Here is a 10,831-nt window from a genome sequence, read left to right as displayed (position 1 = left end):
TCTCAGGGTTTGTGCCCCTCGCGTCGGCGAGACCGAGGAGCTCTTTGGTGGTCTGAACGGGGGTCCCGGGGAGGCCGGGGAGCCGCCCTCCCTCCTCAAGCGGAGGGATGCGGCGCCCCGGCCGGCCCGTCAGACCTCTTCGACGCTGCTCGGCTCGCGCCGGGACAGGTCGATGCCGAGCTCTTCCGCGGCGCGGAAGACGTCCTCGTCGGTGTCGCGCATCTCGATGGACATGCCGTCGCTGGACAGCACCTCCACGTTGAGGCACAGGGACTGCATCTCCTTGATGAGCACCTTGAAGGACTCGGGGATGCCGGGCTCGGGGATGTTCTCGCCCTTGACGATGGCCTCGTAGACCTTCACGCGGCCGGTGACGTCGTCGGACTTGATGGTCAGCAGCTCCTGGAGGGCGTACGCGGCGCCATAGGCCTCCAGCGCCCACACCTCCATCTCACCGAAGCGCTGGCCACCGAACTGAGCCTTACCGCCCAGCGGCTGCTGGGTGATCATGGAGTACGGACCGGTCGAGCGGGCGTGCAGCTTGTCGTCGACCAGGTGGTGCAGCTTGAGGATGTACATGTAGCCGACCGAGATCGGGTCCGGGAACGGCTCGCCGGAGCGGCCGTCGAACAGCCGGGCCTTGCCGGAGGGCAGGACCATCCGCTCGCCGTCGCGGTTGGGCAGGGTCGAGGTGAACAGACCGGCGATCTCGTCCTCGCGGGCGCCGTCGAACACCGGGGTGGCGACGTTGGTGCCGGGCTCGACGTCGTCGGCGCCGATCGCGGCCAGCCGCTTCTGCCACTCCTCCTCGATCCCCTCGACCTTCCAGCCCTGGGAGGCGAGCCAGCCCAGGTGGATCTCCAGGACCTGGCCCGGGTTCATCCGGGACGGGACGCCCAGCGGGTTGAGGATGACGTCGACCGGGGTGCCGTCCTCCATGAACGGCATGTCCTCGATCGGCAGGATCTTGGAGATGACGCCCTTGTTGCCGTGACGGCCGGCGAGCTTGTCACCGTCGGTGATCTTGCGCTTCTGGGCCACGTAGACGCGGACGAGCTGGTTGACGCCCGGAGGCAGCTCGTCGCCCTCCTCGCGGTCGAAGACGCGGACGCCGATGACCTTGCCGGTCTCGCCGTGCGGCACCTTCAGCGAGGTGTCGCGGACCTCGCGCGCCTTCTCGCCGAAGATCGCGCGCAGCAGCCGCTCCTCCGGGGTCAGCTCGGTCTCGCCCTTCGGGGTGACCTTGCCGACCAGGATGTCGCCCGCCTCGACCTCGGCGCCGATGCGGATGATGCCGCGCTCGTCGAGGTCGGCCAGGACCTCCTCGGAGACGTTCGGGATGTCCCGGGTGATCTCCTCGGGGCCCAGCTTGGTGTCCCGGGCGTCGACCTCGTGCTCCTCGATGTGGATCGAGGAGAGGACGTCGTCCTGGACGAGGCGCTGCGACAGGATGATCGCGTCCTCGTAGTTGTGGCCCTCCCACGGCATGAACGCCACGAGCAGGTTCTTGCCGAGCGCCATCTCGCCCTTGTCGGTCGAGGGGCCGTCGGCGAGGACCTGGCCCTCGACCACGCGGTCGCCCTCGTCCACGACGACCTTCTGGTTGAAGGAGGTGCCCTGGTTGGAGCGGAAGAACTTGGCGACCCGGTACGTGGTGTACGTGCCGTCGTCGTTGGCCACGGTGATGTAGTCGGCGGAGACCTCCTGGACCACACCGTCCTTCTCCGCCTTGATCACGTCACCGGCGTCGACCGCGCAGCGGTACTCCATGCCGGTGCCGACCAGCGGGGACTCGGCCCGGATCAGCGGGACGGCCTGGCGCATCATGTTCGAGCCCATGAGCGCGCGGTTGGCGTCGTCGTGCTCCAGGAACGGGATCATGGCGGTCGCGACCGACACCATCTGGCGCGGCGAGACGTCCATGTAGTCGACCTCGTCGCCCGGGATGTAGTCGACCTCGCCGCCGCGGCGGCGGACCAGCACGCGGCTCTCGGCGAACCGCATGTCGTCGCTCAGCGGCGCGTTGGCCTGGGCGATGACGTAGCGGTCCTCCTCGTCGGCGGTCAGGTAGTTCACCTCGTCGGTGACCACGCCGTCGACCACGCGGCGGTAGGGGGTCTCGACGAAGCCGAAGGCGTTGACCCGGCCGTAGGAGGCCAGCGAGCCGATCAGACCGATGTTCGGACCCTCGGGGGTCTCGATCGGGCACATGCGGCCGTAGTGCGACGGGTGCACGTCGCGGACCTCGAAGCCCGCCCGCTCACGGGAGAGACCGCCCGGACCCAGCGCCGACAGACGGCGCTTGTGGGTCAGACCCGACAGCGGGTTGGTCTGGTCCATGAACTGGGACAGCTGGCTGGTGCCGAAGAACTCCTTGATGGAGGCGACGACCGGCCGGATGTTGATCAGGGTCTGCGGCGTGATCGCCTCGACGTCCTGGGTGGTCATCCGCTCGCGGACGACGCGCTCCATACGGGCCAGGCCGGTGCGGACCTGGTTCTGGATGAGCTCGCCGACGTTGCGCAGGCGGCGGTTTCCGAAGTGGTCGATGTCGTCGGTCTCGACGACGATCGTCTGGCCGTTCTCACCGACCGTCTCGGTCTCGCCCGCGTGCAGCTTGACCAGGTACTTGATCGTGGCGATGACGTCGTCGACGGTCAGCACGCCGGCGTCCAGCGGCTGGTCGCCGCCGAGCTTGCGGTTGATCTTGTACCGGCCGACCTTGGCCAGGTCGTAGCGCTTGGGGTTGAAGTACAGGTTCTCCAGCAGCGTCTGCGCGGCCTCGCGGGTCGGCGGCTCGCCCGGACGCAGCTTGCGGTAGATGTCGAGCAGCGCGTCGTCCTGGCCCTGGGTGTGGTCCTTCTCCAGGGTGGCGCGCATGGACTCGTACTGGCCGAACTCCTCCAGGATCTGCTCGGTGGTCCAGCCGAGCGCCTTGAGGAGGACGGTGACGGACTGCTTGCGCTTGCGGTCGATGCGGACACCGACCATGTCGCGCTTGTCGATCTCCATCTCCAGCCAGGCGCCCCGGGAGGGGATGATCTTGGCGGAGAAGATGTCCTTGTCGGACGTCTTGTCGATGGAGCTGTCGAAGTAGACGCCCGGCGAGCGCACCAGCTGGGAGACCACGACACGCTCGGTGCCGTTGATGACGAAGGTGCCCTTGTTGGTCATGAGCGGGAAGTCGCCCATGAAGACCGTCTGGGACTTGATCTCGCCGGTCTCGTTGTTGGTGAACTCGGCGGTGACGAACAGGGGCGCGGCGTACGTGAAGTCGCGCTCCTTGCACTCGTCGATCGAGTTCTTCGGCGGCTCGAAGCGGTGGTCGCGGAAGGTGAGCGACATCGACCCGGAGAAGTCCTCGATCGGGGAGATCTCCTCGAAGATCTCTTCCAGACCGGACTTGGTGGGGACATCCTCACCGCGGGCCAGCGCGGCCTCGACGCGAGCCTTCCAGGCGTCGTTGCCGAGCAGCCAGTCAAAACTCTCGGTCTGCAGCGCAAGGAGGTTCGGAACCCCGAGGGGCTCCTTGATCTTCGCAAAGGAGATACGCAGCGGGGCGGTGCTGGTCGAATTGGCGGTCGAGGCGTTGCGCGAGGCGGCCAAGAGGGGGTCCTTCCGAGGGCTCGGACTCACTACGCGCATGCCGTGCCCCTGGTGACGGGCAGGGAGCAGTTAATAGGCAGCGCAAAGGGTCAGTGTAGCCACAAGCCACACTGATGTCCAGAGCAGATTCCGGAGACCGGCACGCGGTACCAATCTCTCCCTCCGGGAGGGGCGAGCCCCTCGTTGTTGTTCGACGCCTGCCGCAAGGTTTCCCACTTCGTCAGCGATCCATGCCTCGGATCGTGGATCGGTGTGACGACGCGTCCTGAGAATTGCGCGCTACGTGCGGTTCGTCAAGGCCCCACCCCCACCGAGACCACCGGGAGCGTACGACCGGGCAGCGGTGATCACCATACCCGCCGTGCTTCGCCAGGCAAGACGACCGTCGCGGGAACGCCCGAAGGCGACCACCCGCATGGGTGATCGCCTTCGGAAGGAGCGGAGTCAGCGGACTCCGGATGTGACCGAGGTCACCGAGGTCACTTGACCTCGACGGAGGCGCCGGCGCCCTTGAGGGCGTCGGCGGCCTTGTCCGCGGCCTCCTTGTTGACCTTCTCCAGGACCGGCTTCGGGGTGCCGTCGACCAGGTCCTTGGCCTCCTTCAGGCCGAGGGAGGTCAGCTCGCGCACGACCTTGATGACCTGGATCTTCTTGTCGCCGGCGCCGGTGAGGATGACGTCGAACTCGTCCTTCTCCTCGGCGGCCTCGGCCGGGGCACCGGCGGCGGCGCCACCGGCGGCGGCGACGGCGACCGGGGCGGCGGCCTCGACGTCGAACTTCTCCTCGAAGGCCTTCACGAACTCGGAGAGCTCGATGAGGGTCATCTCGCTGAACTGCTCGAGCAGCTCGTCCTGGCTGAGCTTCGCCATGATGGCGGTCCTTCCACTAAGTCGGCTGGTGCCGGGTTGTCCATGTCGGCGGGCGTACAGGAGCCCGCTGCGACCGAGTGCGCCTGGAGCGGGTTACTCGGCCTCGGCGGGAGCCGGCGTACCGGCACCGCCCTGCTCTTCCTGCTTGGCGCGAAGGGCGTCCGCGGTGCGGACGAACTTCGACAGCGGGGCCTGGAAGGTCGCCGCGGCCTTGGCCATGGACGCCTTCATGCCACCGGCCAGCTTGGCGAGCAGCACCTCACGGGACTCGAGGTCCGCGAGCTTCTTGATCTCGTCGGCGCTCAGCGCCTTGCCCTCGAGGACACCGCCCTTGATGACGAGCTGGGGGTTGTCCTTGGCGAAGTCACGCAGACTCTTCGCCGCCTCGACCGGGTCACCGGTCACGAAGGCGACGGCGGTGGAGCCGACGAAGAACTCGTCGAGCTCGGTGACCCCGGCCTCGTTGGCCGCGATCTTGGTAAGCGTGTTCTTCGCCACACGGTACTGAGCGTTCCCACCGAGGGAACGACGCAGGTCCTTGAGCTGGGCGACGCTGAGACCGGTGTACGCGGTCACAACGGCGGCGTTGGAGTTCTGGAAGTTCTCCTTGATCTCCTCGACGGCTGCGACCTTGTCGGGACTCGCCATGAGCCTCGGCCCTCCTTTCCGGGTGATGCGATCCTCGACCGTGCCTTTCGGCAGGTCATGACGCCGGACCGCCCACGTCGGGCGCACGAGGAAGGGGGGCTTGCGCAAAACGAAACGCCCCGGCGCAGGCGCACGGGGCGTGACTCGACCGGCACGTGCGTGCGGGAGTCCTCCACGGTCACCTGCGCAGGTCGCCCGCTCCGAGCGGATCCTTCGGCCGCCGAGCCCCGGAATCTGCGGGAGATCCTGGAAGGCACGGCAACGACCAGCGGTCTTTGGCTTCCGTGGAAGAGTACGCGAACGCCGTCGCGGCAGGCAAATCCGGCGCTCAGACCTCGCCGGCCCCCTCCCGGCCCGCCCCGCCGATCTCCTCGAGGACCTCCATCAGATCGGTCGTCTCGCTCGCCGGAGGCGCCTCCACGGAGACCGGGGTGCCGTAGTCGCTGTAGGTCTGCGAGACGGTGATCCCGCCCTGGGGGCTGTCCATGGTCATGTCGATCCTCGCCGGGTAGTCGCGCTCGTCGACCCAGACGTCGATGTCGAAGCCCTTCACCCCGGACTCCTCCATGGCGCCCAGCAGTTCCTCGCGCTCCTCGGCGGTGAGGTGGTCCGAGGAGGAGTCCGCCGCCAGGGCCTCCTCCATGGTCAGCGTGCCGCCGTAGTGCTCGGTGGGGACGCCGCCGACCTCCTCCTCGCCGACCCGCTCGATGCCGGGCGAGTCCAGGAGCAGGGCCGTCTGCTGGGACGGGCTGCGGTTCATGTCCTGCAGGCCGCCCGTCATCGCCGCCAGCGCCCGCTCGTCGCCGGACCCCTCCGCGATCGCCCGGAGGTCCAGCTTCACCCACGGCTTGCCGCCGAAGCCCTCCGAGCCCTTCCCGTCGACGCTCACGTACATCACGTCGTCGACCCGGAGCATGCGCGTCCCGCCCGGCCCGCCGGCCCGCGCGAGCATGCCGCCGGACGCGGTCACGTCCATGACGAGCGGATCCCAGCCCGTCACGCCGGACATCCTCATCCCGCCGCCGGCGCCGGGGACCGACATCGTCAGCTCGACCCTGGCCGTCCTCGCCTCGCCGGCCCTCTCGGCCGCCGCCGTCAGGGCCTGGACGATCGAGCGCCGTTCCCCGCCGTCCCGCGCGGCCCGCTCTCCCCCTCCCCCGTCGCCGGAGCACCCCGCCAGCGCTGCCGTCACGACCAGCGCGGTGGCCCCGAACGCGGTCCTGCGCATCAGACGCATGATCCCCCCATGCGGTGTGGTGATGGTCCGCTCACCCTATCGACCCGGCCTCTGTGCTCGGATGCCCTCGGTGGACGCGCGCCGGATCAGGCGGCGGCCTCCTCCTCGGCGAGGAGGTTCCGGGTGCGGTTGGGGTCGACGGGGACGCCGGGGCCCATCGTGGTGCTGATGATGGCCTTCTTGACGTACCGGCCCTTGGCCGCGGACGGCTTCAGCCTCAGGACCTCGTCCAGCGCCGCCGCGTAGTTCTCCACCAGCTGCTTCTCGTCGAACGAGACCTTGCCGATGATGAAGTGGAGGTTGGCGTGCTTGTCCACGCGGAACTCGATCTTGCCGCCCTTGATCTCGGTGACGGCCTTGGCGACGTCCGGGGTGACGGTGCCGGTCTTCGGGTTCGGCATCAGGCCACGCGGACCGAGCACGCGGCCCAGACGGCCGACCTTGCCCATCAGGTCCGGGGTGGCGACGACGGCGTCGAAGTCCAGGCGGCCCTTGGCGACCTCGTCGATCAGTTCGTCGGAGCCGACGATGTCGGCGCCGGCGGCCTCCGCGGCCGCGGCACGCTCACCGGTCGCGAAGACCAGGACCCGGGCGGTCTTGCCGGTGCCGTGCGGGAGGTTCACGGTGCCGCGCACCATCTGGTCGGCCTTGCGCGGGTCGACGCCCAGGCGCATGGCGACCTCGACGGTCGCGTCGAACTTGGTCGGAGAGGTCTCCTTGGCGAGGCGGACGGCTTCCAGCGGGGCGTAGAGCCGCGTCCGGTCGACCTTGGCGTCCGCATTGCGGAGAGCCTTGCTGCGCTTCACTTCTGCTCCAGGTTTTCGGTTTGCGGAGTCGTGGTCCGGGGGGCCAGCGCCTGACCCTGCCACTTCCTGCTCGTCTGTGATCGGCTCACCGGTACGGGACTGCCGTCCCGCGGTCGAGCCGGGCCGCGTGCTTCACGGAGTGCCGCGAAGCGGAGCGGTTCAGCCCTCGACGGTGACACCCATCGACCGGGCGGTGCCGGCGATGATCTTCTCGGCGGCGTCCAGGTCGTTGGCGTTGAGGTCGGGCATCTTGGTGGTGGCGATCTCACGCACCTGCTCGCGCGTGATCTTCGCGACCTTCTTGGTGTGGGGCTCGCCGGAGCCCTTCTCGACGCCCGCGGCCTTGAGGATCATCTTCGCGGCCGGCGGGGTCTTGGTGATGAAGGTGAAGGAGCGGTCCTCGTAGACCGTGATCTCCACCGGGATGACCCAGCCGCGCTGCGACTCGGTCGCGGCGTTGTAGGCCTTGCAGAACTCCATGATGTTGACGCCGTGCTGACCCAGCGCGGGGCCGACCGGCGGAGCCGGGTTCGCGGCGCCGGCCTGGATCTGGAGCTTGATCAGCCCCGTGACCTTCTTCTTCTTGGGAGGCATGTTCTCTCCGGGTCCTGGTGAGAGGTGTCGAATCCCCCGCCGGGCTGATCCACCCGTACGGAGGCATACCGCACCACGATAGCCCGTATCGCGGCGAGGTCAGAAACCGGCCAGGTCAGGCGCGCCCCGAGGGGCTGCCTGACCTGGCCGGACGTCGGTGACCGGAAGAACCGCGTCAGTTCTTCTGGATCTGGTCGAAGCTCAGCTCGACCGGGGTCTCGCGGCCGAAGATCTCGACGAGGCCCTTGACCTTCTTCGAGTCCGGGTTGATCTCGTTGATCGTCGCCTGGAGGGTCGCGAACGGGCCGTCGGTGACGGTGACCGAGTCCCCGACCTCGAAGTCCAGGACCTGGACCTCGACCTTGCGGCTCGGCGCCGGCAGCCCGGCCTCGGCGGCGGCCTCCGCGGCGGCGCGCTCCTCGGCCTCGGGGGCCAGCATCTTGACGACCTCGTCCAGGGTCAGCGGGTACGGGTCGTAGGCGTTGCCCACGAAGCCGGTGACGCCCGGGGTGTTGCGGACGACGCCCCACGACTCGTTCGTCAGGTCCATGCGCACCAGCACGTAGCCGGGGAGCTTGTTCTGACGGACGTTCTTGCGCTCGCCGTTCTTGATCTGGACGATCTCTTCCTCGGGGACCTCGGCCTGGTAGATGAAGTCCTCGACGTTCAGCGAGACGGCGCGCTGCTCCAGGTTGGCCTTCACGCGCTTCTCGTAGCCCGCGTAGGTGTGGATGACGTACCACTCGCCGGGGAGGTGGCGCAGTTCCTCGCGGAGGGCGGTGACCGGGTCGACCGGCTCCTCCGCCTCTTCCGCCTCCTCGGTCTCGCCGGCGGCTTCTTCTTCGGCGGCCTCGTCGGCGGTCTCGGCGGGGACGGCCGCCTCCTCGGTCGACTCGTCCTCCCCGGTGGCGTCGGCAGCTTCGGCCCGGTCGACGCCGTCCGCCGCCTCGTCCGCCGTCTCGACGGCGTCGGGCGCGGTGTCGTCGCCCTCGGCAGGGTCGACGGCGTCGTTCAGGTTCGGGTCAGACACGGTGGCTGCTTCTTCCTGGCTTCAAGGGGTCGAACATGCGGAAAAGTGCCCCGGAGGGGCACTCCGCGGGCGGATCAGCCGAAGACGTACGTGACGACCTCGGTGAACCCCCAGTCAATCACGGTCACCAGACCGATGACGACGACGACGAAGATGATCACCACGGTCGTGTAGGTGGAGAGCTGCTTCTTCGTGGGCCAGACGACCTTGCGCAGCTCGGCGACGATCTGCCGGTAGAACAGCGCCAGACGGCCCAGCGGGCCCTTCTTCGCGCGCTTGCCACCGCGCCGGGGCTTGTTGTCGTCCTGCGACCGCCCGGGCTCGGGGACCTCGATGGAGTCCGTGATCTCCGCCACTCGTCCTCACCTGAATCCGGGTCCTGGCCGCGTGCCGTGCCGCGTCCGGCCCGGCCGTACGGCGGTGCGTCCAGTTACGTACACGTGCACGCATCCCTGGCTCAGATGCGTGAAGCAGGGCCGGAGGGACTTGAACCCCCAACCGCCGGTTTTGGAGACCGGTGCTCTACCAATTGAGCTACGACCCTTTGCCGTCCCCAACCTACCGCATCCGAACAACGCCGCGGAGTACGCGATGCGCCGGTGATCGGCCGGGACCAACGACGGTGAGTGTACGTGCTTCCCGCGCCGCCGTCGAACACGTAACCCTTATCGCCCCCAACCTCCCTCTTCGTCCCGCCCCGACCCGCGTGCCCGGGCGGTGCCCCGTCTGCGACGATGCCCCTATGACCGCTGCAACCCCTCCCAACCAGTCGCCCACCGAGCGCCGGGTCTCGGCCCGCGTCGGCTCGATCTCCGAGTCCGCCACGCTCGCCGTCGACGCCAAGGCCAAGGCGCTCAAGGCCGCCGGACGTCCGGTGATCGGCTTCGGCGCGGGCGAGCCCGACTTCCCGACCCCCGACTACATCGTCGAGGCCGCGGTGGAGGCCTGCCGGAACCCCCGCTTCCACCGCTACACCCCGGCCGGCGGGCTCCCCGAGCTGAAGGAGGCCATCGCCGCGAAGACGCTGCGGGACTCCGGCTACGCGGTCGAGGCGTCCCAGGTGCTGGTCACCAACGGCGGCAAGCAGGCCATCTACGAGGCCTTCGCCGCCATCCTCGACCCGGGCGACGAGGTCATCGTCCCCGCCCCGTACTGGACCACCTACCCCGAGTCGATCCGGCTCGCGGGCGGCGTGCCGGTGGACGTGGTCGCCGACGAGACGACCGGCTACCGGGTCTCGGTGGAGCAGCTGGAGGCGGCCCGCACCGAGCGCACCAAGGTGCTGGTGTTCGTCTCCCCGTCGAACCCGACCGGCGCCGTCCACACCCGCGCCCAGGTCGAGGAGATCGGCCGCTGGGCCGCCGAGCACGGGCTGTGGGTGCTCACCGACGAGATCTACGAGCACCTGGTCTACGGCGACGCGGAGTTCTCCTCGCTGCCGGTGGTGGTGCCGGAGCTGGCCGACCGGTGCGTCGTGGTCAACGGGGTGGCCAAGACGTACGCCATGACCGGCTGGCGGGTGGGGTGGATCATCGGTCCGAAGGACGTGGTGAAGGCCGCCACCAACCTCCAGTCGCACGCCACCTCCAACGTCTCCAACGTCGCCCAGGCCGCCGCGCTGGCCGCCGTCTCCGGTGACCTGGACGCCGTGGCGAGGATGCGCGAGGCGTTCGACCGCCGCCGCAGGACGATCGTGCGGATGCTCAACGAGATCGACGGCGTCACCTGCCCCGAGCCGGAGGGCGCCTTCTACGCGTACCCGTCGGTCAAGGGCGTGCTGGGCAGGGAGATCCGCGGGCGGCGTCCGCGGTCCAGCGTGGAGCTGGCCGAGCTGATCCTCGAGGAGGCCGAGGTCGCGGTCGTCCCCGGCGAGGCGTTCGGCACGCCGGGCTATCTGCGGCTGTCGTACGCGCTGGGCGACGAGGACCTGGTCGAGGGCGTCTCCCGGATCCAGAAGCTGCTGGCCGAGGCGAAGGCCTGATCCTCCGGGTCCTCCGGGATCCCCGGCACCCATGCGCGGGCGGGCCCGCCGGAACGTGCT

General features: G+C 69.0%; 9 protein-coding genes and 1 tRNA gene. 1 reads left to right on the top strand and 9 read right to left on the bottom strand.

The features are described from left to right. Positions 1–129: 129 nt before the first annotated feature. From rpoB to QC029_RS19560, 9 genes are all read right to left on the bottom strand, one after another. Positions 130–3,606, bottom strand: coding sequence for a DNA-directed RNA polymerase subunit beta (gene rpoB, locus QC029_RS19600; protein ID WP_279557018.1), 3,477 nt, complete (start codon positions 3,604–3,606; stop codon positions 130–132). A gap of 479 nt (positions 3,607–4,085) precedes the next feature. Next, complete coding sequence (rplL, locus tag QC029_RS19595) at positions 4,086–4,475, bottom strand: 50S ribosomal protein L7/L12 (RefSeq protein ID WP_279557017.1); 390 nt, start codon at positions 4,473–4,475, stop codon at positions 4,086–4,088. Positions 4,476–4,568: 93 nt separating this feature from the next. Further along, positions 4,569–5,123 carry a 50S ribosomal protein L10 gene (rplJ, locus tag QC029_RS19590; protein WP_279557016.1) on the bottom strand — a complete coding sequence of 185 codons (555 nt, stop codon included), beginning with the start codon at positions 5,121–5,123 and terminating at the stop codon, positions 4,569–4,571. 328 nt (positions 5,124–5,451) lie between these two features. Then, positions 5,452–6,351: a hypothetical protein gene (locus QC029_RS19585; protein ID WP_279557015.1), complete on the bottom strand. Its 900-nt coding sequence runs from the start codon at positions 6,349–6,351 to the stop codon at positions 5,452–5,454. A 95-nt stretch (positions 6,352–6,446) separates the two neighbouring features. Continuing rightward, entirely contained in the window at positions 6,447–7,166 is a 720-nt protein-coding gene (gene rplA / locus QC029_RS19580) for a 50S ribosomal protein L1 (RefSeq protein ID WP_279557014.1), read from the bottom strand. Positions 7,167–7,325: 159 nt separating this feature from the next. After that, positions 7,326–7,760 (bottom strand): 50S ribosomal protein L11, encoded by a 435-nt coding sequence (gene rplK, locus QC029_RS19575; protein WP_093660552.1) that lies wholly within the window; start codon positions 7,758–7,760, stop codon positions 7,326–7,328. A 175-nt stretch (positions 7,761–7,935) separates the two neighbouring features. Further along, on the bottom strand, positions 7,936–8,790 hold the full coding sequence (gene nusG, locus QC029_RS19570; protein ID WP_279557013.1) for a transcription termination/antitermination protein NusG: 855 nt from the start codon (positions 8,788–8,790) through the stop codon (positions 7,936–7,938). A gap of 74 nt (positions 8,791–8,864) precedes the next feature. After that, positions 8,865–9,137, bottom strand: a complete 273-nt coding sequence (gene secE / locus QC029_RS19565) for a preprotein translocase subunit SecE (protein ID WP_279557053.1) — start codon at positions 9,135–9,137, stop codon at positions 8,865–8,867. 124 nt (positions 9,138–9,261) lie between these two features. Further along, positions 9,262–9,334 (bottom strand) — tRNA-Trp (locus tag QC029_RS19560). A 198-nt stretch (positions 9,335–9,532) separates the two neighbouring features. Here QC029_RS19560 and QC029_RS19555 point away from each other — a divergent pair. Next, positions 9,533–10,771, top strand: a complete 1,239-nt coding sequence (locus tag QC029_RS19555; RefSeq protein WP_279557012.1) for a pyridoxal phosphate-dependent aminotransferase — start codon at positions 9,533–9,535, stop codon at positions 10,769–10,771. The last annotated feature ends 60 nt before the right edge of the window (positions 10,772–10,831 follow it).

Origin of the sequence: Streptomyces sp. DH37, from assembly GCF_029813835.1 — a bacterium.
Lineage (GTDB): Bacteria > Actinomycetota > Actinomycetes > Streptomycetales > Streptomycetaceae > Streptomyces.
Note: the sequence above shows the minus strand (reverse complement) of the source record. Positions and strands in the feature narration are given on the sequence as shown.